General features: G+C 41.7%; 13 protein-coding genes. 1 reads left to right on the top strand and 12 read right to left on the bottom strand.

Annotation, left to right across the window (positions count from 1 at the left end; genetic code table 11):
* From OQ5_RS20975 to OQ5_RS0111800, 9 genes are all read right to left on the bottom strand, one after another.
* A partial coding sequence (locus OQ5_RS20975; RefSeq protein ID WP_016777681.1) for a fibronectin type III domain-containing protein occupies window positions 1–1,671 on the bottom strand: 1,671 nt, incomplete at its 3' end.
* A gap of 229 nt (window positions 1,672–1,900) precedes the next feature.
* On the bottom strand, window positions 1,901–3,586 hold the full coding sequence (locus tag OQ5_RS0111765; protein ID WP_016777682.1) for a hypothetical protein: 1,686 nt from the start codon (window positions 3,584–3,586) through the stop codon (window positions 1,901–1,903).
* 198 nt (window positions 3,587–3,784) lie between these two features.
* Window positions 3,785–9,964 carry a SprB repeat-containing protein gene (locus OQ5_RS0111770; protein ID WP_016777683.1) on the bottom strand — a complete coding sequence of 2,060 codons (6,180 nt, stop codon included), beginning with the start codon at window positions 9,962–9,964 and terminating at the stop codon, window positions 3,785–3,787.
* A 34-nt stretch (window positions 9,965–9,998) separates the two neighbouring features.
* Entirely contained in the window at window positions 9,999–11,459 is a 1,461-nt protein-coding gene (locus OQ5_RS0111775) for a hypothetical protein (RefSeq protein WP_141638879.1), read from the bottom strand.
* A 10-nt stretch (window positions 11,460–11,469) separates the two neighbouring features.
* On the bottom strand, window positions 11,470–12,558 hold the full coding sequence (locus OQ5_RS0111780; protein ID WP_026055259.1) for a fibronectin type III domain-containing protein: 1,089 nt from the start codon (window positions 12,556–12,558) through the stop codon (window positions 11,470–11,472).
* Window positions 12,522–13,523 (bottom strand): hypothetical protein, encoded by a 1,002-nt coding sequence (locus OQ5_RS0111785; protein ID WP_026055260.1) that lies wholly within the window; start codon window positions 13,521–13,523, stop codon window positions 12,522–12,524. The genes OQ5_RS0111780 and OQ5_RS0111785 overlap by 37 nt, the downstream gene beginning before the upstream one ends.
* A 413-nt stretch (window positions 13,524–13,936) precedes the next feature.
* On the bottom strand, window positions 13,937–17,401 hold the full coding sequence (locus OQ5_RS0111790; protein ID WP_026055261.1) for a hypothetical protein: 3,465 nt from the start codon (window positions 17,399–17,401) through the stop codon (window positions 13,937–13,939).
* A complete protein-coding gene (locus tag OQ5_RS0111795) occupies window positions 17,310–18,164 on the bottom strand; it encodes a hypothetical protein (RefSeq protein ID WP_026055262.1) in 855 nt (284 codons plus the stop codon). Before OQ5_RS0111795 ends, OQ5_RS0111790 begins: the two co-directional genes overlap by 92 nt.
* 361 nt (window positions 18,165–18,525) lie before the next feature.
* A complete protein-coding gene (locus OQ5_RS0111800; RefSeq protein ID WP_255297514.1) occupies window positions 18,526–19,518 on the bottom strand; it encodes a hypothetical protein in 993 nt (330 codons plus the stop codon).
* A gap of 276 nt (window positions 19,519–19,794) precedes the next feature.
* Between OQ5_RS0111800 and OQ5_RS0111805 the strand changes: the two genes are divergently transcribed.
* The gene (locus OQ5_RS0111805; protein ID WP_255297515.1) at window positions 19,795–19,995 is read left to right on the top strand and encodes a hypothetical protein; all 201 of its coding nucleotides are present in this window, start codon (window positions 19,795–19,797) and stop codon (window positions 19,993–19,995) included.
* A gap of 459 nt (window positions 19,996–20,454) precedes the next feature.
* Here OQ5_RS0111805 and OQ5_RS0111810 read toward each other — a convergent pair whose 3' ends face one another.
* The 3 genes from OQ5_RS0111810 to OQ5_RS0111820 all read right to left on the bottom strand — a co-directional run bounded on the left by OQ5_RS0111810 (window position 20,455) and on the right by OQ5_RS0111820 (window position 26,198).
* Complete coding sequence (locus OQ5_RS0111810; protein WP_016777687.1) at window positions 20,455–21,765, bottom strand: TolC family protein; 1,311 nt, start codon at window positions 21,763–21,765, stop codon at window positions 20,455–20,457.
* A 143-nt stretch (window positions 21,766–21,908) separates the two neighbouring features.
* On the bottom strand, window positions 21,909–25,076 hold the full coding sequence (locus OQ5_RS0111815; protein ID WP_016777688.1) for an efflux RND transporter permease subunit: 3,168 nt from the start codon (window positions 25,074–25,076) through the stop codon (window positions 21,909–21,911).
* Window positions 25,077–25,082: 6 nt separating this feature from the next.
* Entirely contained in the window at window positions 25,083–26,198 is a 1,116-nt protein-coding gene (locus tag OQ5_RS0111820; RefSeq protein WP_016777689.1) for an efflux RND transporter periplasmic adaptor subunit, read from the bottom strand.
* Window positions 26,199–26,954: the final 756 nt, after the last annotated feature.

The following is a 26,954-nucleotide window of genomic DNA, read 5'->3' on the forward strand; positions in this document are numbered from 1 at the left end:
GCTGTATACACGGCCCGAAGAAGTATCGGCAACATAAGCCTGATCGCCGCCCGATGGAGATATACCCACCGTTTCGTTGTCATTTGCCAAAATGGTTTGTGTTTTTCCGTCTTTCGTTGTTACGGTTATCTCATTACCATCAATGGAAATATCTTCCACTTCACCTTCAACAGACACCTGGCGATCGGTTCCTTCTTTCAATGCCTCGTCCACATCTACATCCTGATAATCCGGGGTTTGCGTCGGATCTTTGGTAAAGTCGTCTTCACTCAGCACCATCCCTGTTTCCTCATTAAAGACAAGCGTCACCTCCCCGTCGATCATCCGATAATCGGTATTAATTGAAATATCTTCGAAAAGCACTTTAAACTTAACAAAGTTCAGCCAGGGCACCATGAGCAAACCTTCACCGCTGAATCTTCCATTGCCTCCTTCACCAGACTCCACTTCAACAAGGAAATCGGCTGCTTTAAATGTATCGAAACGATGTAGTTCGGGAAGCGGGTTTCGGTTCGAGAGGTCGAAGTTTCCACTACCTGTGCCACACGAATAATTTACATTCCGGTTGGTTCTAAACCTTACCACATCGCTTTCATCGCTTTCGCAATCATCACAAATGCTCTTCACTTTAATTTCATAGCGTGTAAACTCCGACAGGTTCGGGATTTTGTAAGTCGCCGATGATGTTGTCAGTTCCTCCCATTGCTCCTCTCCTTCTTTACGGAGCAAAATATGATAAAGCCCCACCGACGAATCGTAATTCCACCGCAATGAAGCAGAATTAAAAGTAACGCCGGTAATATACGGAGATGGCACAGGACATTTTTGTCCATATCTGAAAGTAGAAACCTCCGATTTTCCATCATTCTTAAAAAGAACTTCTCCTGCCCTGTCAACGGCTTCTACTTCCCAGGCATATTCACGGCCTGATTCAAGAGCCGGGAGAGTAGCATCATAAAGAAGAAAACGCTGTTGGGTTTCGGTCTGAAACAAGGGTCTTGAACTTCGGATAATCTCTTCTGCTGCCCGTCCCTCCGGTCGTATTTCCCATATCCTGAACCTGTAAAAAACATCGGCAAGCGGATTGGTAATTCCCTGTGTCATCCAGGAAAACCTTACTGCAGGCATCATGGCAGGATCGATTTCTTCCGTTTCGCGGGGTGTAACCAGACGGGGTGCCTGTATCAGATACATCATCACAAGAGCCGGGAAAGAACGTGATATGACCACATCACGATGATAATCGAGAACATCGAATCCTATGCGATAAACACCTTCCGGCAGACGACCATTGTGCCGGTACTGGTTTTTACTGTATCCCTCAAAAATAAGAGATTGAGGATTGAAAAGCCCGCTCAGATCGTCTCCGGTAAGTATTTCCGTGAGCCCGCCATCAAGATAAAGTGGCTCGGGAGTATAATCGGGTCTTGTATAGATGTGAATACCGTTTCCTTTAATTGAAAGTCTCAGTTTTACAGGATGTTCCTGCAAAGAAATATCATCAACAACCACCTGAAGATTCAACTTCCCCGGCATTGAAACAAAACCATCAAGCGACCAGGGTGCAGGCGGATTAACGGTGGTATAGGTACGGATGGGGTAATGAACCTGGCCCACTGCCGTTGAAATAAGAAAAACAAAAAATGAAAGTATATATAACCGGTTTCTCATAGGTTGGTGTTTAGTTATTGGATGTTCATAAACTCGTAATTGCTCATTGAGCCCGGTCTAAAAAGCATCTTTGTTGCCAGACTCTGTGTTGTTTTAAATTTTTACATCCTCATTAACAATGAGTTAATTCCGGTGCAAAAATTTTAAACGCCATGATTTTGAAAAAAATATGCTTTTTTTACCGCACACATTGATCATTAGTCATTGGTCATTGGTAATTGATCATTGATCATTGCCCATAGTTTGTATCTTTCCCCGGCCAGGAAAAATTATAGCTGTACCGGAATGAAATTGTATAATATTGTTTGTTACTTCCATCTATTTTTCTGTTGTTATAGGTTCCAGACAAGGAAAACCGGTGTTTCTTTTTCAAAGTACAGGACTGACTCAATCTTGTAGTGAATACACTTCCGGATGATTCTCCGTCGACGTATGTCCCATTCCACGCTGCCGAAAGGGATGATTGCAATATTTTTTCAAAAAAGGACTTTCGGATACTCAAAACCGGCCCCATCATCTCATTTATCTGGTCGGAAGATTTATTTCTGCTGTAATTCGTGTTTAATCCGAGCGATAAATTTTGAGGTTTCGCAGACCATTGATAACCTGATGATGCACTAACAAAAGTTGTATTGGTGTTTTCAGGCACATCGGATTGTGACTGAGATGCTTTCTGCAAAGCCAGATTGAACATCAAAGCATGAGTATCACTTTCCGAATCACTCAACCGCCAGTTGGCCGACAAACCTGCATTTTCACTTATTTGCGTAAACCGTAGTGTATCCATCAGCTCATATTCTGTTTGTGCCTCCACCTCATCAAAAAGGGTTTGTATATGAGTGTAGCTGGAATAATTGGAATACATCAAATTAAACATCAATCGCTCCGACGGGCTAAACCCAATAGAAATATTGGTAACAACATCCCTGGTATCCGAATCGCTCTGATCATCAAGATTGTTTTGTCGAATGCCACCATTCGCTGCTGCCGTCACCCGTCCCTGAAAAAGAGAAGTGGCGACATCCAGGGTATAATGGACAAAATCGTTAACCATATAATACGAACCTAACGATTCATAGCCGGGTTCCACATATTCAACGGTTCCTCCGATACTCCCGATTGAAGTACTATAACTAAGCGACGTTTTGGCTGCGTGATAACGAGATGTCGCTGCACCATCAAAATCAGTAGCACCGCTATAGCGCCGGTCGTTACTTAAATTACTGATGCCCACATCTGCAATAACAGAAAGATTATCTGTTATTCTATAATTTACATGGGTGGAGAAAACCAGGTTTTCTTTAGGAGTAATACCCAGGCTGTCAATATACTCAACCGGTTTGTGTGTGTCGTCGGCAGCATAAAAAAATGACATACTTACTTCCCCTCTGTCAAAATTATAAGCGCCTTTTATTCCTGTACCGGTTCGGCGGTAAGCCGGATCGTAGCCCCTTACGGTGTCGCCGGGAAGCTCTTTCTGCAATCGACCATACATTGCACTGAAAGTAAACTTATCCGCGGGAGCGGCTTCTATCCCCACACCGGCAAAACTATGTCCGCTAAGGCCATAAGGAGAAAAACTCATCGAAGACCACCCCAGGTGCATTGTTACCCACTTATAGGAAGGACTCAGAGAAAACTGATTAAACGGCTGTGTATAAGTCCATTGTTCATTTGACCATGTAAACGACATTGGAATGGAAAGACCGTATAGAGAAGCGTTGAGACGACCTGTTGCCACAGTCGACCAGGGATTTCCGTAGTGCGAGGTGTTTTCCCGGTAAACCTGATCAACCGAAATTCCGCCGTCAACTTTTATCTCCCCTTCCTGACCTATTTTATCAAGCTGCTGGCCAGAAACGTATGTATTATAAAAAACGAACATAAAAAGAACTGAAAAAATTATCTTTCGCATTGTTTGTATTAAGGTCAAAAACACAGAATTTTAGTTTTTTATGAATGAGTCTGCTCCTAAAAGAGCTATTTTTGTCAAAGCCGGGGCAGGAAATTCTTGAATCGAAGCTAACTGATTGTTAATGAGGATTTAAAAATTTCCTTCAACAATAAGATTGGCAAAAAAAGACTTTTAGGTGTGGACTCATGAATGGCTCTTCTATTTCACAATAACCTTTTGCATCAGGCGTTCTCCCCTGCACTCAACGAATACCACAAACTGACCGGTACCCGTGATATTATATTCCTTTGTGTATTTACTTAACCCGGACAACCTGTCTTTTTCCAGTATTTGACCGGTTTGTAAATGAACAAGATAAAGATTGATACTTGCCGCTTCTTTGAGTTCAACATCAACTCGAAAAACCTCATCAGTCGGGTTTGGATATACCTTCATCGAATTAAATATTGAAGCCGATCCACCGACATCCTTTATCCCCTCAGATTTTGGAGCTTCGGGGGTTACCAATATCTGTTTCCTTGCCTGTCCTAAACATTGATCCATCAGAGCACTAAGTGTTACAAAATGAATCCCTTCTTCATTAAAAATAACTTCGCAGTAATAGTCTCCCTCCTCAACAATTTCGTAACTACCCGAAAATGCCCATTCCAATCCGGCAGGTTTTGGCGTGGTAACATCCACAATCATAAGGGTATCGCCCAATGGCACACTGGTTGCCATAAGAAATTCAGGTAACAATTCGGAGTGCTGTTCATTAACAACAACAGTATCATAGGCAAGACAATCGTCTTCATCACTTACTTCAACAATGTAACTTCCGGCATCTTCAATTATCAGACTACTATCGTTACTTATTTCCTTACCTTCAAAAAACCACCTGTAACCTTCAAAACTGCCAGGAGTCAGATAACCGGCAGCTTCACTGCAAAGTGTTAAATCATCTCCCAGTTGCGGATATAACGTGCGTTGATATTCTATCTCATAAGTATCTGTAATGGAACAATTTTTTTCATCCGATACAATTAAAGAATATGCCCCGGCATCTAATCTTTTAAGCGATGATGTTGTCGGGCCATGCAACCACACATATCTGTAATCGCCGTTCCCTCCCAGGGCTGTCACATCAATTTGCCCGTCGAAAACACCATAACATAAAGGCTCAGAAATTGAAGCCATTAATGATAAGGGCTCCGGTTCGGAAACAGTAAAACTCCGAAGATCGAAACACCCCAGAGAATTCTCAACACGAACATTGTAATTACCTCCGGAAAGACCGGTAAATGAGTTTTCTCCGGTCCCGTCAGGCCAGATGACAGAATAATTCTCGTCACTTGAATTTATTTCGACGGCTGCATTTCCATCAGCAGCATTGGCACAGGTTACATCGTTCACGGTCAGATCAGCTATTTCCAATGTACTCACATCAAGCGTCAGCGTGTCGAATCCCAGGCAATTGTCGGCATCTTCTACCATCAGATAATAACTGCCGGGATCATTTATCGTTAACCTTCGGGTTGATGCCACATTACCATTATCGGTACTCCAGTTGAAACGACTGTAATCTCCTGCGTCGAGAATCAGTTCATCATAATGACAAATGACAGTATCGGAGCCAATATACGGATGCAGAGTTCTTTCATAATCCAAATCAAAAGCAAATGTTGACGAACAATTATGGCTGTCGGTAATTGTCACTAAATAAGAACCCGGATCAAGATCATCCAGACGAGAAGCAGATGCGCCGTTAGTCCATTGATATGTATACCCGGGAGTTCCACCGGTTCCTTCTATCTCAATATTCCCTTTGCGACCTCCCAGACACAATGGATGATTAAACGACAAAGTATCAAAATAAACACTGTCAGGAGTTCCTATCGAAAACGCACGATGGGCCTTGCAACCTTTGGAATCGGATACAAGCAAATGATGATCCCCGGCAGGAATGTCACTGGCAAGAGTCCCTGAAGAATTGCCTACATTTTCAGACCAGGTATAATAGTAGGGCGGATTGCCTTTGCTGACATTAGCGACAGCCTCCCCGTTACTATCGCCCCAGCACCATACATCTTTGGTTTCGATGGAATCGATGGTCAAATCAGAAATATCGTCTACAAAGAACTCAAACGGGATGCTACATTCGTTTTCATCCGTAACAATTATCTGATATCGACCTGAATAAAGGCTGTCAATATTATGCATATTTTCTCCTTCCAACAACACCTGCTCAACATTACCATCAGAAAAAAGAGAATCTTTAAACCATTCATAATTAAATTCCCCGACACCGCCTTCGAATGAAGCAAAAATGCTTCCCTCGTTATTAGAACATCGGGACCTTACAACAGAATCTTTTACAAGGGAAATTTTGTCGGGTTGATCAATAAAAACAGCATCTAAAACAACAGAGCATCCTAAAGTATCTTTGACATGAGGGACAAACAATCCCCGCGGAAGATTACTCATTCTGCTTCCTTCTACCCAGTTTTCACCGTCAACAGAGATCAGGTAAGACAAATTTCCCCCTGAAATATCCAAAGAGAACCCGCCGGTGTTATCGCCGAAACAAGCAACATCTGTTTTTTTGGCCAATATGGCCCTTAGCGTGTCGGGCTCTGATACAGTAATCACCTCCGAAAACTCAACACCGGCACTGTCTCTTACCGTTATGGTATATTCATCTGCATCCAGATTATCAAACAGCCTGGTTTCATCAAAGCTTCCCTGATTCATCCGAATCAGATAATGACCCCATCCGCCAACCGGAGTTACTTCCAGCACACCATCTTCTAAACCATGGCAACTCACCGCCCTGTTTTCTTTTATATCGAAATGCAATGCGGTATCGGGTTCAGCAATTGATATTCGGCGAATCATCCACTCTTCATCCTCATAAATACATCCCGCTGTATCTCTGACCATTAAGGTATAACTACCGGCAAAAAGAGAGTCAACCGCAATGTTTCCCGAAGTGCGGCCTTCAGAGAAAGGCATGGAATCACCGGTTTTAAACAATTTGTAATCAAAGACACCATTTCCGCCCGATATTTCGGAAGCTATTTCTCCCGTATTGTCACCTTTTGCCCGAATGTAGTTGTGCCGGTACGTGATAATAGCCGTATCGGGTTCATCAACAGCGAAAGTCTTTGACGCAAAACAATTATGTGCATCGGTAACAAATAATTCGTAATTACCCTTAGGCAATTCATGAAAATCATATTCCCGGTCATCATATTTTTCGCCTAAAATGACAGACTGATCATCAATGTTCTCAATATGATAATGAAGACCGTTCCCGTCATCAATTCCATTGATCGTGGTTGCCTCAACCCGACCGTTTGCATAGAGTGGGCAAGTTGCATCACGTACATTATCTATCAGGATATTCAAAGTATCCGGTTCGGTAATCCGGTAGGATTCATTAATGGAAACACCGGCAGTATCGGTTACCTCTATTGAATATTCTCCTGCCGGAAGACCTTCAAAAATGCCTGAAGAGTTCCTTTCATTTCCATTAATTGAATAAGAATAAGGCCCCCAGCCTCCTTCAGCTTCAACTTCTATCCTGCCATCGTTATACTTGTTGCAACTCACATTAATCACATTGTCGGTTGCAATGCTTAAAGCCTTTTCCGGTTCAGCGATCTCAATCTCACGAGTAAACCACGACTCTCCTTCAAAATAGGGGCAGTTTGCCGTATCCCGTAAAGCCAGCATATAATTACCGGCAGACAGGTTTTCGACAGCAAAAACCGAGTCGGTTATAATTGTGGTATTGTCAAAAACATTTCCTTCGGGAACAGTTATCCAGCCAACCTCATACTTGTTGTTCCCCCCTCTGATGTTCATCGTAAATTCACCGGTGCTTTCATCCTTAACACGAATGTAGTTATGATCAACACTTACAGTTAAAGAATCCGGATCGAAGAGTTCAACGCCCCCAAAAACATCGGAGCAACCGTCGGAATCTGTTACCTTCAGTTCATATTTCCCTTTGCTCAGGTTGCCAATTGACGGATTGTTTTCATCAAGCGTACCAGTTATCGTATCAACGCACTCAAAACGATCATTCAGAGAAAAGAGAGAATACTCATAACCGGTTGTTTCCGGTGTCCATTGCATATCAACATCGAGTACTCCGGAAGCAGCACCGATACATGCAGGATTCGTGCCTTTGATGTTAATTATCTCAGTCGGATTGTTTTTTATCGGGATAGCCTGTAGTTCACCCTCATTCACACACCCATATTTATCCTCCACCTTTACTTCAAGAATATCTCCAACGGCAAGCTCTTTTACAATCCAATTTCCGGATATACTGGACACCCATTCCCCGCTGGAATTCTTTTCGTAAGAAAACTTATACTTTCCTCCATCAAAAGGATATCCACCTTCTGCTGAGACATGTAGCTCTCCGTTGCTTACCTCTTCACAGGACGCCGGAACGGGTTCAGTAAACAAGGAAAGAGAATTGTTGATTACAGGCATTTTAAATGTCTTTGTACCAATACATCCTTTTCCATCGGTTACCCTTATTTCATAGTCGGGATTGTTGGTAAGACCATCAATAATAAATGAATCTGTGTCAGAAAACGATCCGCTATCAACAGGGTCCTCTGCAGAACCCGGCTCCTGAAACAGTTCATAACTGTAGTCCCCGGCTTGTTCTAAATGGATCGAGATGCGACCGTTATTTTTACCTGAGCAGGCTACTGAATCAATAATTAACGGGGTAAAAGAAGGTGAATAACTATTATGCTTAAGGTTAATTGTCGTATCCAGTGAACAATTATTCTCATCACTTAAAGTAATAATATAATCATCCGATGCAAGATTCAGGATTTCGCGGTCATCACCATAAGTAACCAAATTATCTTCAGGAATAATATTTTCACCTCCTCTCTTACATGCAAGAATAAGATCAAGTTCCTCATTGTGGGTTATATTCTCAAGCAAAATCGCACCGTCTTCAGACGTTTCACAAGAAGCATTCTGAGGAGTAATTGTTTCAATGCTTATAGGATTTTCATTGTGCGGAACTTTGAAAATATGGAAGTTCTCACAACCTACACTATCCTGAATATAAATTTTGTATCTTCCGGAAGATTTTCCCACAAAAACAGAGTCTTCCTTAAATTCATCCTCCCCCTCTAATCTGTACTTATATCCTCCACGACCCTTATCCCCTCTAACATGAACAGAACCATTAGACGCAGTTGCACATGAAGAAGGATTAATTATAGACTCAATTGTATCGATAGAGACAGGGGGAATCCCTGTTATATTCAGGGTAGTATTAAATACACAGCCACGGAGGGTATCTGTTATTTCTAAAATAGCCGAAGATTTGGAAGCAAGATCAGTAATATCTCCCTCACCGTCTAAAAAATACTGTACATTGTCAATTTTGAGTGTATAGCTTTCACCTAATAAATGAGTATTTTCAACGTGTAAAACTGCATCATTAACAGCATTGCATGATGCCTGACTTTTTTGTGAAATTTTTATTTCATTTAGCGGATTATACTCAACAACAGTAAGGTTGTTCCGTGAAGTTTCGCATGAACCATCGTTTGTAACGGTCACTATATAATCTGTTCCGGCAGGCAAATCACTAAAAGTAACGGATTTATCAGTTGAGCCTGCTTCAATATGCTCAATCTTGTTGCTATCAAGACTTGATCCGGATAATGTGACTTCATAAATCTTGTTATCCCAACCACCGGAAACTTCAAATGTCAGAGAACCATTGTCTAAATCGCAGGTATCGGAAGTAGAACCGATACTTTCTATAGACAGAGATTTTGTCGGTTCGTTAATCATTGAATCCTCAGTTGCTTTACAGCCATTATTATCGGTTACAGTAACCGTATATTCCCCTGAACCTAAACCCTCAATAGTATGAGCTCTTGAATTTCCCTGGAAACTTCCTGAATTACCACCTGTTGCAGTAAATGAAAATGACGGGGTTCCATTCGTTACCTGCAATGCGATGGAACCATCGGTACCACCTTTACAACTAACATTTGTAGGAGTAGCTGTAAATGTCATTTCTGCTTTTTCAGAAATAAAAAAATCTTTGGAAAACACCGGTGCTCTTTCCCTTGCTGTATCTCCATTATCCCATATTTTAAGGGTATATGCCCCCGGTTCTAATTCTGAAAATTTTTGTATTTCTATTTGACCAAAGCTATCGATAACCGTAGTGTCATTGGTTTCATTATTAACACATTTAGCAAAGAAATCCGGAATACCCCCGGATTCAATTAAAAACTCGATGCTCCCTGTAAAAAGACTTTTGGTGTCTGAATTTGCACTATTACATTTTGGAAAGTAAAAAGTGGTATCAATCTTAATAGGGCCAGGTTCATTTAATTTCAAAGAAACAGTATTACTTTGACATCCGGCATCATCCTCAGCAAAAAAAAGTATATTTCCCCGCTCCTAATCGGGTATCGTCAAAAGCAAAAGGTTTACTGTTTCCATTCTCATCCTCATAAAAAACAGTATATCCGCCCTGATTCCCGTTAATTGTTCCACCAATTGTTATACTACCTCCATGTACAGGAATTTGAAACTGCTCATTTCCACCTGAAGTGGAATAATTTTGAACATCCAACCCAAGCTTTAATGGCTCTTTTTCTTCAATATATATGATTGTATCTTTATAACACAAACCCGAAGCTGAACCATCCGTATAAAATGCTTCAATACCGTAATAGCCCGAAGTCAACTTAAAGTTTTCATTGCTTATTTTATTTTGGTCTATTGCTAAACTATTTTGCCCCTTAGGAACATCAAAATAATCTGTAATCTGATCAACCCAGAACAAGGTATCTCCAATATTTTTGACCTGACCGTAATCACTGAGAGTGGAAGGTTCTTCAAAATATTTGATCAGGTTAATACGAACCTGATTTTCTTCATTACTGACGGGAATATTCCCTATTGTAATGGTTGCATCGTTTGAATCGTAACAGGTTGGTTGAGTAACTGACGGGATGGTTATGTCGGGATTTTCAAGGAAATAGAAACCTGTGATTGGTTCGGAGTAGTAATCCGGCAAAGAACTTTCTAATGATGCTTCATTATTGAATCCGGTCATTCCTAAACTTATACATTGATAAGGAATTGTTCTCATATGCTGTTTAATCCGAAACTTTAATTCCAGACCATACCACTCATCTCTTATATATAATGAAGAAAAAGAAATAGTTCCCGGAATGAGATCTTCTTTAATAGTAATCCACCCCTCATCTCCCGCAGTGGCCAAAGCAACTTGTAAGGATGCCCTAAAGAAAGGGGCATCTAAGTAAGAATAAGTAATCCCGGAGAATTCTGTATTCTTGGTTAAAACATCAAACTCAACAAACTCTGATTCACAAAAATATCTTTTATCTGATGTTTCTTCAAGAAATAATAAAGGGGTATTTATTTGAGAGAATGAAACAGTAGGTGGAAAACTATTAGTTGGCTCATAACCTGCTAATTCACTATTATGATAATAGATTTCATTCCCTGCAATTTTTGCCTGATTTTCTCCTGAATAATAAATACTTTCAACATAATCATCATAATAATACCGAAATCCAAATGAATTTTCAGGGGAATAATTTTCTATAATTTTATCGGACTTAAAATTCAAAAAAGCATCGTCAAAGGGATAGTGTTCATAAACATCCCAAATTGGTAATCCATCATAATAGAGGTTTAACTCATAAACCGTAAAGGGATTATCCGGTGTAGCAATAGAAAATCGAATAAATTTCACTGAGCCCGCTCCTACATACTCACTGGGAACCTGACCATTACCCTGGATTAAGAGAGTAGATACAAACAGAAGCGCAAGAATCTTTCTAATAGTAAAAAATCTCATAAACATATGGTTAACGGGTCAATAGTTTTCCTTTATATTCGTAATCTTCAGGCATCATATAATCCTCAAGCACTGTAGTTTCAAGAGGGTCTGTTACTTTAAGCATTTCCCATGACGAAAGGGATGATTTTTTCTTCCTGTAAATCAACAGCTTCCCAAAACCGGATAAATCAATATCCTGCTTTGTCCAAATAAGACGAAGAACTTTTTCCTTTTTATTGTATTCCATTTCAGGCACTATCCATAGGACATCTTTGGGTAAATTCATTCTCCCCCCAACCGCCTTACCCGGTTTTGATTCATTCCCTGCACTATCCACCGCCATAACAAGGTAACGATACAGCACATCAGGCGTTACAAGGGAATCTTTAAAAGTTGTAGCTTCTGCAGTCAACTTTTCTGCTAACTCCCAATCGCGGCTTCCCTCCTTGTTTCTGTATATAAGTTGCCACATGACATCGTCACCGGGACTTTTATTCCACTCTAGTTCAATGCCATCTGAAGTACTATTTATCGAAGTAATCAAGGGAGATGCAGGTGGTACCACATCTGGTCGTTTCACTTCAAGAATTTCTGAAAAACCCGACCAGTTCTGCCGTTGGTCAACTGCCAATATTTTATAGTAAACTTTCTTCGAAAGCGTTTTAATATTTATTGAGTCGGTGTAGTTATTTGTTAAAACTGTACTCCCGGTTAGCTGTGAAAACTCTTCGTGGCGCGCATTAGCGCGAAAGATGCGATAACCCAAAACATCGGAATCGGCATTGGCCTTCCATTTCAGATAAACATGCCCCAGTGAATCTACCTCAGCTTTAAGTCCGGTTGGTACCGCAGGAGGAATCGAATCTATTATCTGAACCATTTTTGGCGTACTTAACGGGCTGTTTCCATCACTATTATAAGCCTGCAAGCGATAATAACCGGTTGGCAAGGGCGATTGGTCCAGGAAAGAATGCTGAATGACGGATAAACTGTCGGCAAGTATCTCATAATTGTCTTTAAACTTTTTAGAGCGGTAAATACGAAATCCATCCACATTGTCTGTCTCCTCCATTTCCCAGGTCAGGCTGACACCTTCGGGAGATGAATCCGTTGCCACGATACGCGGGGCATACTTAATTTTTTTTCCCCGTTTACCTTTACCACCAATGAAGGCGGTCCCTCCTCGCCAAAAGGAGAAACACCAATAATCCGGTAAAAATAATCGCGATGATTATCGGGTAATGAATCCAGATAGTAATGATAGTTAATTTCATCATATCCTTCGGGTGTGGTATTGACCAGCAAAGATTTATTAAGTCTTTTAAAACCATTGTCCTCATCACTCGACCGCTCGATCCAGAACCCTGTATAGATACCTTGTTGTAAAGATTTTTCCCATGTCAGGGTAACGTTTTTATCACCGGGATCTGCCATAACATTGGTTGGAGCCGGCAAAGTACGATACTCATCAACGCCAGTATAATAATAGGAAGTATCCGTAACTTCTCCTCCGGGCTGATGTACCGGCCAAACTTTGTAGAGGTACTTTTCACCCGGTCTTACATCGCTGTCGGTAAACCAAAGCCCCGACAACTTTGCAACCTGCGGACTGATATCGGCAGCTAATAAAGCAAAACCCAGTTTTGATTCCTGTTCTGTAGCCCGGTTTAGAATATCCACCATTCCTGCACCATCGCCGGCCTCCACCTCAAAATCATCGCCATATATGGCCTGTGCAGCCACTCCTGCATAATCGTTATGTTCTGCCGGTTGTTCCCACATCTCAAGAGGAGCGGGTTTCAGGGGTTTTTCTGTTAACAGCTCGGGCACCGGATTGTCTATTAATTCTCCATCCTTCAATATAAGGGTACGGCTCACCATATAGCCATGATTATTCCCCGAAAGCCAGAGTTGATAAGTTACAGGAGCCCACCGCAAGAGGATGGAATCCGGCAACGGCCTTGCCAGTAAACGAAGTTGATCTTTATGGTTTTGAGCCGAAGCCGGAAAACTCAATATCCAAAAGACGGTAATACCAATGGCTGTTTGATAATATTTTTTCAGAAGATTAATGAAAACCATATATTTTACTATTTAGTGCGTGTCTCAATAGATTGTTAGATTTTTAGATATAAGATGTAAGATAATTCATCAGTATAAATTAACTATAAGTTATTGGTCTGATGGAACTCGCATCAAGCATTTATACATATTCTTGTTGTGGAAAACCTTGCCATGCTCGTTTCGTACAACCTAGATATACTGTATTTTAACCAACAAACCTCTTTGTGTGTAAACAGTTGGTTTGCAACGTTTCGCAAAAGCTTAACGGAATATTACGTCTATAAACTCGCAAAAAATTTCATAATATGTGTGTCTGTTCAGAAAGTACCGGTTGCAAGGCTTGCGAAGCCGCCAAAAACGCAGTTTACTTTTCGTAAATGAGTATTTTGGCGGCGAGCGTAACACAGCAAATGGTACTTTATGGACAGACACTATTTCGTAAATGTTTCAACCTGAGTAACATCAAACAGATTATTCAAATCAACAATTCCGGAACTGGATACTTTATTCTTACCGGGCAGCACATACTCAAGCTTAACGGGATACGTCCCCTTATCAACCTGTGGCCAAATATCCCGTCTTAATAATTCTTTCATTTTATCTGTTCTGTCACTTCTGACATGCTGCGCTATGTTGTTTCGGATTTCCGAAAAATCTGAAGCCCAAACCTTTGGCACAACATATAAAAGATGGGCAAACTCAGCTTCATTGCTTAAGGTTCCGGTCTCAATGTCAGTATCGGTTAAAGTATAATTGAAATCGATCTGCCATATATCAACAGGATGCTGAGGAGGTATCCCATATTCCGACTCATCACGTTCTACCACTGCTTCCCTGTGCCATGGATAGCCTTCATACAATAACGGGAAGATATGCTTTTGATACCAGTCGGCTCCCGACAATTGAGCGGTACGCCTGATCAGGGGCCCGAAACCATCGCCTCCGCTAATCTCATAGGCATCAAACAGCTCGTTGTCATAAATTGTAGTTCCCGGGAAATCGATTCCGGCACTGTAATTAAACAAGAAACGGACATTCATCTCATTCCCCGGAATCTTATCCAGAAATTTATTGTATTTACTGCTTCTAAAATCTATATCGTAAAATACTTTCTCTTCCTGTTCTGATATAACCCCGGTTGCTGTCCTGGTTGTAATATCGGCAAAAGAGCTATCACTTTCAGAGACAGTCCTTTCCGTTTGTTCGGAAACATTTCTGTCGACAGCATTATTATTAGAAAGAGGCACATTAACCAATTCAAAACGATAAAAGGTTTCGTTCAGGAGGCCGGACGGAACATTTGTCACAACCTCCTTTTTATCCGGATGGTATGTAAAGTCGGTATAAACAGGTATGCCTCCGTGCACAGGGAACCAACGAACCTTTTGTTCCCATCCGTCAACATCATAAAAGAAAGGAGCCAGATCGGATTTGAATATAAAATAAGCCTGCGGATGCTCTTGTGGATAGAAGTTCACCATCCGGTCAATCGGATAAGTATATTCCACATAATCGGAAGGAATCCGGTCGGGTAATTTCCCCGTTTTAAAAGTAACTTCTTTGGTTTCAACATAGAGTTCTCCGTTTTTATCCTGATATTGTTGCCATCGTCCGTTAACCTTTTCATCGAAACTGACTTTTGCAATGGCCTTATACTCTGTTAGCGGATCAAAAATGGTAGTCGGTGTAAAGGCAAGTGTCGTCTTTTCGGGATTCCACTCTATTTCCCCTTCAATTCTTCGTTCCCCTGCATAGACAGAATACTCTCTGAGATTAATTCTGAACTCTCTGGATAAATCTTCATCCTCTGAAATTTTCAGCTCTTTTCCCACCGGCATATTAAATACCGCCTGGGGCAGCGTGAAAATATCTATTTCATCAGCCTCATCGGTGGGTGTTAAACCACTTATGATTGTCATATCAGACAATTCTTCCGGAGCTGTCCTCAATTCACATTTATCCCCAATACTCGCTTTAAATCTGCAATGACCACTAACCAATCCTCCCAAAATACGGAATCGCCCTCCGACAACACCCATCATCCATGTAGGGTTTGGTCCTTCAAGACGCATAGCAGCAGCCGTTTGGAGATTAATTATGTCGAATTTTTTTCGTCTGCCGAAAATCCTGACTTTAATACCAATTTTCCCAGCAAAATAGGCATAAGCCTGTCCCCGGGCATACCAGCCGTCAATACCTACCGAACCTGATCTACCTTCACATCGTGCATAATCCCCATAATCGATCAGCATAATATCAAAACCACCTCCAAGGTCAAGTGATGCATAGAAAATAAGGAAAGTCAGATCGCCAGTGCTCAGTTCAAAATTGGTCCCGAAAGCAAGTCCGTCACCTTTAATCAACTCATTTTCACCTCTCTGACCATTAAAATCGGCCTGCGTCATCCCCAAAATTCTGAGTACTTTATCATTCATCAGCATGGCGGCCGGAAGGTCATGCCCCGCCATGAAGTAACTCCTGGATTTAATCAAACCGACAAATTCCACACCGACAGGATCAGCAGGGGTTCCGACCAGCAAATGCCACTTGCCGGGTTCGTGATGGAAGGATGCCCAGCCTGCGCGATTATTGGGGCCCACTCCTTTGAAAACACCTGCAATATTTAGCCAGACTTCCAATTCTGCATCAAAGGTATGCTGCTGAAAATCCATCAACATTCTTACAGATGCCTTCATTGGCGTAGTTGTTTCAAGGGAGGGCGTTTCTCCATTTGCCACCGCCCCGCTCATTTGTTTCATTTCAGCAGCGGTTAACGCTTCAACGGGCGCTATCATAGCAGCTTCACCATAAAAACTGATTTGATTTATGCCACCATGCCGGTTAAAGGTTATTCCAAAATTGATGTTTCCTTTTACCAAAGCTTCATTCACTATTCCGGCCTGCAGGGCAGCACTTATTCCTAATCCGGTATTCCTGTCGGGAAGGTAATTAACACCGGAAACAGAAGAAATGGTTTGGGTTCCGGGAACATCCGCCTGAAACGTTCTTTTCATCCCATAGCTTAGACCACCTCCAAAACCGTTAATAATAAAAGGAGGAGCAGGCACAGATGCACTACCCAGAGCTATAAATGCATCAACAAAAAAGTAACGGCCAAAGTCGGAATTCCCGAACATGCCGGCTACTTTAAGTTTTAAATCCCCGGAGCTGCTAAAAGTGTTGGCAAAACTGGCCTCAATATTCCCGTAAAAGGCATCACCATATACAGGATCGTCATTAAATAATTCGAGCCGTCCATTAATAGTAAAAGCGCCTTCTTTTGAGGCATCCACTTCAAAATATCCTATATCGAGCTTTTCGAATCGCCACGAATCAGCAGAAATATTCGCCAGAACAGAAAATTCGCCTTCTCCATTGATTCCGGCACCATCAACAGGCGATAAATTCGCTTTTACATCGAAAGCAAAACCAACAAGGTTTCCTCTTTTTTCCAGTTTGATGCCGGAAATGGTGACAGGGAAATCGACCAGTTTACAACTTTCAATACCCTCCACGGCAAGATATTCCACGTCGAAATATTCGGGGGCAGTAGAAAAGCGCATTCCCTGAAATTCAATATTCGGAAGATTAATCAGCTCATCTTCGTTTCCCGATTTAGTTGTCCGGAATGTTATATTCCCATCCAAAAAGGCCGTAGGAACAAATTTCCCATTTTCTACGAAAACTTCTATCCGGGAAGTTGAATAGAGCTCCATCCTTGCAGTAAAAGCATTGAAATCAATATTTTTAACAGGAGAAATGCCAAAATGATAAGTCCCATTTACATCGAAGAAAGCATCATAATCAAGGACTGAGCCGGTTCCAGGCAGTTTTACATCTCCGCTGAGCCCTAATGCCTGAAAGGAACCGGACAAAAAAACCAAGACTGAATTCATCAATAGAAAACGGCCAGCTCCCAATATTGCCATCTCCAATAGATAATACGTTTCTGGCTTCAATAACGCCTGTAAACCCGAAATCATCTATAAACAAACCTTTGGCAGCAAATGAAACCGGTGCGTAGCTGTTTTTATTTTGAAACTTTTTTGAAAGGTATACTTTTGCTTCATTTGCATAAACGCCACGCCAAAGTTTTGCCATTTCACCCTCATACCCTCCCGGATAATCTTTTGGCAACTGAAAAGCAGGAGCATTCCGGGAATCACTGCAATCTAATACTGCATGGTTAAATTCAAAATATGCCTCATCAAAACCTCTGATTTTAAAAGTCGGAATGCTTATGTCAAAAACAAAATTATTAATGTCTTTTAAAGTTATAAAGAAGTCATTTTGAATACTTCCGGTTTCTTCTCCGGTAAAAGGATTTACCTGCACAAAATTCTCACTGTCCAACTCCAACCTGGCATTTAGCCCGATGTGATTAAAACCGTCACAATCCCATTGGGCGTATGTGCCAGTCTTCCAGATAAGTGAAGCATGTTTGAATAAATTGGTCTTAATTGATTCTGTTAATTCAAGGCGAAAAGATGAGATTCCCCCTGAAAAAGAATAAGTAACGTCAGATGCATGAAAGCGGATTTTTTTCCCATCCAACGGGTTAGTTATGGTCAAAAAAGCATTAAACTCCGCGTGATCGGAATAAACAGCCGATTCATACACAACCAGGGAGTATGCACCGTCAAAAACCGAAACACCCACAGGAAGCGTAAAAAAACTTGCCGAATCCAGTTTATCAACAAATCGATCTTCTTCAATTACTTTTTCTAATATCCGGTCGAAAGGATGCGATGAAGAATTGTCATCTGTGACGGAATTTTGTTCAATGCTTGTTGAATTATCAAAAGTATTCTCCTACAATTCGACATTTTCGAAACGACGGATAGCCCCTTCCTTATATTCGTTTTTATTAAAAGATGACAAAAAGAGGAAAACTGCGCCAAGAATAATTAATCTGATGACTGGTATCAAGGAGTTCATTAACAAGGGTTTGGTTTGGATAATCGAATCTGTTATATTAGAGGTAACAAATATATATAAAGTAACATATATATTAAATTCATTAATCAATATTTTCAAGAGAATAATCAAAAGAAATATCCTCAATCCATAAGCGCACCTTTTCGAGTGCTTCGTTGTAATCGTTAGTTAATAATTCCCACAGGAACCACAACAACCCGACAATGACCCCTTCGGTGGCTTCGTTGTAATCGTTAGTTAATAATTCCCCCTCTTCATCTACACTTACCGGGAAATCGACGATAACGGAAGCAACAAATTCAATGAGGCGATAGGCACAATTGATTTTCACATCACTGTCGGGGTTTGGCGATGAACAATTTTTTTCATCGTCCATAATTGTTTTCAACAGAAAATCGATGGCCGGTTTGTACCTCATGAAAACAAGGTCAGGCACAAGCTCATTGACAACCAGATCGTTCATTCCGATTCTCCGCACCTGATCGACACACCAATCTGCTGCCTCAGAATCGCCAAGCCTTCCGAGAGCAATTTTTATCGTCCATTCTTTTCCCGGAGTAAGTTCATTTGATATCAGAAGATGCCTGAAGTGAGGAACAAGATCAGTTAATCCCAAACGAGCCGATAAACAGGTAATTTCCTCAAAAGGCGCATCACCGTCTATGACGTAGGACGCAATCATATTTTTAACAGGAGGCGGGAAAAAACGGGAATTAAAACCATTTAAGAAAGCACAAACACTTTTTCGATTCCCTATATTGGAATCACTTATTCCTCTATTCACCAGAAAATAAACAACACGATTGGCATTTCGGGTAAATTTGATGCCGCTTAAATAAACAAATCTGTAAATTCGCAGACGAGCAGCCGGGTCGTTTGTTTCAGATAAAAGCTTTGTTAGTCTCCTGATTAATTCACGATGTGCTTCTTCCGAAAGATCAGGAATATCCCTGAGCGAGAAATTCTTTCCTTTTTGAATCTCATCAATAATCTCATTAATTGAAGACTGAGCATCTTCATTAAACGGAATTAATTGAAAGTTGTGAGCATCATCGGCTGAAAAAACCGTGATCAACTGTAAATTTTTTCTCTGCCTGGATATTAGATTTTCTGATTTTGAAAAATCTGCCCAAATAGTTAAGATAAGAAGAGAAAAAACAAAAAAGGAGTAGCGGGGTAGAGTTTGCTTCATAGTTAAGGAATTAAAGGTTTGGCATAAAGGTTTAATCAATTAATGATGACAAACATAATAATTCATTTCAAAAAAACCAAAAAAAATAAAAAAATGTAATTATTTCACATTTCGGACAATTTTGTCTTGATTTTTTCAATTTTTGTCCTTTACTTTGTCATGAATCAAATTCAACAAATTAAAATATGGGACAACAAAATGCTCAAAACACTTCACAGGGTTACACTTACGCCGGAAATGTACAGGAACATCAATGCAGCTGCGGAGGCAATTGTGGCTGTAAAAACGATGATTCGCATGAGTGCAGCTGCGGCGGTGAGTGCGATTGCAAGTAAACGCTTTCTATCTTTGGGTTTTTGAAGGAAGTGAAGTTGCCTGAAGAGAAGCCCCGGCAGGAAAAGTCCTGACCGGGGCTTTTGTTTTTTGAGGCCCTGATTCCCCACAGGGGACAGAGTTCCGGGTTCCCGGCTTTGAGTTCGGGCTTTTGCGTTGGAGAGGGAAATGTTTGATTTCGGGTGATTGGTTGATTGGTCAAATGGTCATTAGGTCAATGGATAATTGTAAAGATTCTGGGTGCTGGGTGCTTGTTGCTGGTTACTGGTTGCTGGGTGCTTGTTGCTGGTTACTGGGTGCTGGTTGCTGGGTGCTGGTTCGGGGTTTGTTCGACCGGCTCCGCCGCTTGCTTTGCAAGAATTTGTCAATTGATAACTGATAATTGATAATTGGTCATTGATAATTGGTCATTGAAAACCCTTCTTACCTTTTTACTCTCTGCCCCTTGCTCCATGCCCTCTGCCCCATGCCCTCTGCCCTCTGCCCCTACTCATACTCTTCCACAATACCGCCGGTAATGCGCACCAGTTCGGTATGGGTATCAATAAGGTTCAGGATGTAGCGGTAATAATTGATGGAAGTCTGTAAGTAATTCAACTGAACATCGCGGTAGTTAAAAGAATTAATGGCCCCTGCCCGGAATTTTTCTTCGGTTAGCTCCATATTTACCAGCGAAGTCTCCATATTTTCCTTCCCCACTTCCACAAGTTCCCGACGAACCTGATAGGTATCATACAAATTAAGAAGCCGATTTTTCAGACGATGCCGCATTTCCTCAAGATTTGTCTGACCAATGGCTTCTTCCATCCGTGCTATCTGGATATTTCGGTTAATACGATCGCCGTCAAAAAGCGTGAAACTCAGGGAAAAATTGACATAATAAGAAAAGTAACCATCGGAAAAACCAGGGACATCAGCAGCACTGTTTAAAGATTCGGGATGTACATTATGACCTGCTCCCGCGGTTGTACTTAACGATGGAAAACGGGAACGCTTTTCAAGTATTTTCTGCTGCTCAAGCATTGCCAGGTTCAAATATTGATTGCGAATGCTCCGGTTACTGTTTTCAAGTTGGCTTAATAATTCATCCAACATATAATCGGGTGCTTCAAAACTCAAATCCCCGGATAATTCAAGTGGCTCCGATTCATCCATCCCGATCAGGTATTTTAATTCGCGCAGAGCACTCAGTACAGCAACCTCCTGCTCAAGGAATGCAGCTTTGTCGGATAAGTAAGCCGTTCGTGCCTGCAGGGCATCGTAACTGGTGGCCGCCCCCAAATCAACCCGTTCTTCTACATATTGCAGCCGGTCGCCCGACAATTCCATTAATTCCCGAAAAAGCGCCAACTGTTCCTCAGCAAAAAGTGTCCGATAATAAGCCATCACCACCGCCTGGATAGTATTTTCAACAATCAGGGCAAGATTACCTCCAATCAACTGTTCCATCGTTTCAAGGCGATCTTTACGAATGTGAGCCGAAAAACCATTAAACAAAACCCAGTTCAACTGCACACCATTTTGAAGCGAACTCGACTGATTATTTTCGCCGTAACGATCGCTGAAACTGTTATTCACAGAGCTCTCCCATCTGAGGGTTGGTAACATGCCGGCATTGCCCATGGAGTTATTAAGCCCTGCAATTTCCAGATCAGCTTCACCAATTCTTATATCATAATTATTTTCAAGCGCTTCAGCAATGAGTTGATCAAGGGAATAGGCATTGTCGTTGTTCTGCCCTGCCACAGGCAAAACTAAAAACAAAGCTATAATCAGAAATGTGATGATTTGTTTCACTGGTACGATGTTTTTGTTTTGTTTTCGACAGATTGAGTCCGCCGGTTCATATAGTAAAATTCAAAATATATCCGGAGGATTCTTAACGGAGCAAAGCAGCAGGGCTGATTTGAGCAAACTCCTCCGGCTCCGGACCATAATACCTATTCTATGGACCGCTTCTTAAATACGTTAACTTTTTCCACTTCCTCAGGTGATGGTCGACGGCCGGTCATCAGCCACTTGAGCAAGACCCTCACATCATTAAGCGCCATTATAATAACCGGGAAGAACATCAGGATAAATGCCGTACCGAACAAGATACCGTAAGCCAGAGCCATAGCCATAGGAATCAGAAATTGTGCCTGTCGGCTGGTTTCTAATATTATTGGATACAAACCAAGCGTTGTGGTCAGCGTGGTAAGTACGATCGGACGAAACCTTGCCAGTCCGGCTTCAAAGGCAGCCTCTTTTACCGTATACCCTTCTTCGAGCAAATTATTATACTTCTGCAAAAACACGACAGCATCGTTTACAATAACCCCCGAGAGTGCTACCATCCCCCAAACACTCAGCATGGAGAGTGGAATACCGTGTATGCCGTGGCCCCAAACCGCCCCAATCCATCCGAGTGGAACCATTAACAAAACAACCGTCCCTTGTCCGAACGACCGGAAGTGAAACATAATCAACACCATTATAATTCCGAAAGCCGGAATAAAATATTTGGTAATCTCGTTTTGTGACTCCGCAGCATATTTTTGCTGTCCCTGATAGTAATAACTTACTCCGGGATACCGGGATTGCAGCTGTGGCATTATTTCGTTACTCACTTTTTCAAGTATTGGCGGAATTGGTTCATAAGGATCAACCAGATCGGCATCAATACGCATTTCACGTTTGCCATTAAAACGCTGAATGGCCACGGGGCCTCTCTCAAGATTATATGTTACCAGTTCGGTCAACGGGTATTCACCCTGAAGCGTCTTAATCTTCATATCATCCAACTGGCCAATTTGTTCGCGATCATTCGGAGGGTAGCGCACCCATACTCTGATCTCGTCTTTCCCTTTTTGCAATCGTTGTGATTGAGCGCCAAAAAAAGCGTTCCGAACCTGGGTCATAATGGTAAACATATCGAGGCCCAGATAATAAGCCTTAGGTTTTAGTTTTATTCGTACCTCCTGGGCGCCGGGAGCCTCGTTATCAACCACATCGGTTAGTTCCGGTATATTTTCAAGCTCATCGAGCAAGAAATCACGTGCATGGTCCAGTTCTTCAAGGTTATCGCCCATCAGACTGATCGAAACGGGCTCACCCCACCGGTTGCGACCGGCTACGGAAAACTTATCGGCAGCAGGTACTTTTCCTATATGCTCCCTTACCCGTGTCGCAATATCAAATGCAGAGATCTCACTATTCTCAAGGTTTCGTAAATTAACGGCAATATGGCCGGCATGTGTTCCGGTTTCGTCGCCGTCAAAAGCATTTCCCATCACCAGATAGGTATAATTAACAAAATTTGACGTATCGTTATATTCCTCTTTAAGTTCTTCATTTACTTCCCAAACGGCTTTTTCAAAGTCCACGAGGTACTCGTAGGTCTGCTTTTCTCCTTCCCCCGGGGTAAACGCAACATTCACGTTGAAACTATCGGGCGGAATATTGGGGAAAAAGGTGGAAGCAATGAATCCGCCGCCAAACAATCCAATGGTAACCAATATCAAAGCCGGAGGCACTGCCAGGGCTATGTGTCGGTGCCGGAGTATGAATGCAAGAAGACGACCGTATAAACGGTTCCGCATCCATAAAATAAAACGCTCCAGCCGATCACGAAACCGGTTTCCGAAATTAACGGCATCTTTCTTTCGTTGTAAAATATGCGGTGACCCAATGTGGGCCGGCAACACAAGTGATGCTTCAATAAGAGAAAAAGCAAGGCTGGCCACCACCACAAAAGCCATCTCTCCCATGTGTTCCATATTTCCCTGAATGAGCATCAGCGGGAAGAAAGCCAAAATAGTAGTCGTTACCGACGTAATAACTGCCGGAAGTACTTCCATAGTACCATCTACAGCTGCCTTACGGGGTGATTTCCCTTTTTCGAAATGTGAAAAGATATTTTCAGCAATGACAATACCGTCGTCTACCAGAATCCCAACCACAAGTATCATCCCGAAAAGAGAAATCATGTTGATAGTAACACCGTACATGCCGGCTACTATAAACATTCCGAGGAAGGATGACGGAATACCCCATGCCACCCACATGGAAAGCCGGAAACTGAGAAAAAATGCCAGAATGATTATTACCAGCAAAAGTCCGATACCCCCATTCCGGTAAAGAAGATGAAGACGTGAATTCAACAGGTCCAGGAAGTCAAAAGTAACAATCAGTTCCGCATCGTCATGGGTTCTGTTAAATTCTTCGGCATAATCGGTAACATAATCTGAAATGGCCTCCAAATCTTCGGTAATCAGTTTATTCACAGAAATATACAGCGCTCTTTTCCCGTTAAGCCAGGCGCCGCTGGGGGTTTCTGAAAATTGCAAATAAACATTTCCCAGGTCCCGGATTCTGATTAGTCTTCCGTTAGGATCGGCCGTAACAACATAATCAGCAATCTCATCCGGATCGACGGTTCTGTTCCGTGCTCTGATAATCAGATATTGCTCATCACTACGTAACTGGCCCCCCGACACATCCCGGTTATTCCTGGAGATGGCATTACTGATGTCGGTATGGGTAAGGCCGTAACGAAGCAATACTTCCTCTTTCACCTCCACGGCTATTTCAAGAGCGGGATAACCACCGATATTTATCTGACTCATCAGGCCGCTTTCGAGAAAATCATCCTCTATCCTCTGGGCCAGCGTTTTGAGCCGCAACATGTCGGCCTCACCATATAGACCGAGTCGTATGGCAGGCGATGTAGACCGTTGCTTAAAAACGATGGGTCTTTCTGCATCAACCGGCATACTTGATATCCCGTCAACCGCATTTTTTACCTCCTGAAGTACCTCGTCAATGTCGTATTCACCGGTCGTTTCAATACTGACCTGGGTGAAGTTTTCGCGCGAGGTGGAATTAATCTCCTTTATTCCGACCAATCCGCGAATGGCTTGTTCAATACGAACCGTAATGCCTTCCTCCATCTCCTTTGGACTGGCCCCGGGATAGCTTACCGTAACATAAATATGACGGGTCTCACGTTCGGGAAAAAACGACTTTTTTAATTGCAGAAATCCGTAAATCCCCGATATAACAATAACAACAATAAACAGGTTGGCATAAAAAGGATATCTTACAAATGTTTCAATCAGTTTGCGCATATAGTTTTATCGAAGAATTTTATAGATTGGATTTCCGGTTACATTAAGAAGCGGCTCAACAACAAGTTCTTCCCCTTCTTTTAATCCTCTGAGGAAAAGGGTCTTATCATTTCGCTTAACGATTTCTATTGGTTTTTCTATCAATCTCTTTTCTTCAACCACATAAACATGGTTATTATTGAAAACAGCATTTCTCGGCATTTCCATGACTTCAGGGATCATTTCTCCGAAAAGTTCTGCAGTCAGGTACATACCATCATATAAGCCCGTACCGCCGGGTACAGAAACAAAAACACTAACCGCCTGAGAAGAAGGATTAACAACAGAAGCAATACGACTTACCCTGCCTTTCCAGGTTGCAGACGATGATTCTGCAGAAACTGAAACTGAATCGCCAACCGACAATAACTTAACTTCATCCAAAATCACCGGAACTTCCAGTTCATAAAGATCGGTACGAACTATAGTGGCCAGTTGGGTTCCCGGATTCACCACAACGCCCGGGTCCTGGGCAACATTATTAAATGCACCGGAAAATGGTGCCCGGATATAATGTTTTTCCAGCCTGGCCTGATCGGCAAGAATAGAGTAATAATCACTGATAATACTTCTGGAAGACAGAAATATCCGCTCTTTTGATGATTCGGGTTTTGGCATGTCAGGCAAAGGTTCTTCAATGTCTACGTTTTCAAAAAACTCCTGCCAGCGCGGAAAGGATTCCGAAAAATCAAGCCGAAGATCGGGTAAAATAACAGCCACACTTTGAAGAAATCTGCTTTTCCGGGCTTTGAGGCTCAGAGGAAATTCAGGATTCTCCACAACTGCAATGACCTGCCCTTCACGAAACTTTTGCCCGTTGCGAAAAGGGACCTCTCCTTCTTTTAATCGCCCGGATACCTCGGAATTCACAACTACTTCATTAAAAGCATGCAATCGTCCTGAAGAGGTAATAACAGCCTGCATATCTTTATATTCAACCTGTCTGGCTTTAACATGAACATCAACCTGAGGCTTTGGTGTTTTTTTTGACTCTTCCTTGAGCGAAAACAAAACAAACATTACAATAAAACCGGTCAAAATTATTCCGGTGGCAGCTAAAAATATCCAAAATTTCCTTTTCATTAATATTTAATACAATAGATTGTTAGATTATTAGATTTAAGATATAAGATGATTCGTATCGCGTTGAAAACATGCATTTTATCAAAACAAACCCCTTGGATATAACCAATTGAATATAAGGTGTTTAAAAAAATTAACGGACTATTGTCTATAAACTCATAAAATATTTTCACAATATGTGTGACTGTTCAAAAAGTGCCAGTTGCAATGCCTGCCCCGGTATCATCGGGGGCTTGCGAATTACATACAGTTTTAATTGACCATTAAAGGCGGGGAAGGTTTAATAACGACAGGAATTGACAACCTCCGGAACCCACAGAAATCAATTTGCCCCGACCTTGACAGACAATAGCTCTTTGAGAAGCAGTCTTATCTATTAAAAAAGTTTAACTAAGTATTGAATGAGCCCGGTCTAAAAAACATCTTTGTTGCCAAACTCTATGTTGTATTAAATTTTTACATCCTCATTAACAATGAGTTAATTCCGGTACAAAAATTTAAAACGCCTTGATTTTGACAAAAATATGCTTTTTATACCGTACTCATTGAATACAATAATCGCTGCAAAATTAGTTTCTTTAACGGCTCAAAACGAATAATGTTCATAAATTAGAGCTCGTCTATAAACTCGCAAACAATTTTTACAATATGCGTGTCTGTTCAGAAAGTGCCAGTTGCAAGACTTGCGAAGCCGCCAAAAACGGAGTTTACTTTTCGCAAATGAGTATTTTGGCGGCGAGCGTAACACAGCAAATG

Source organism: Anaerophaga thermohalophila str. Valhall, assembly GCF_000250735.1.
GTDB lineage: Bacteria > Bacteroidota > Bacteroidia > Bacteroidales > Marinilabiliaceae > Anaerophaga > Anaerophaga thermohalophila_A.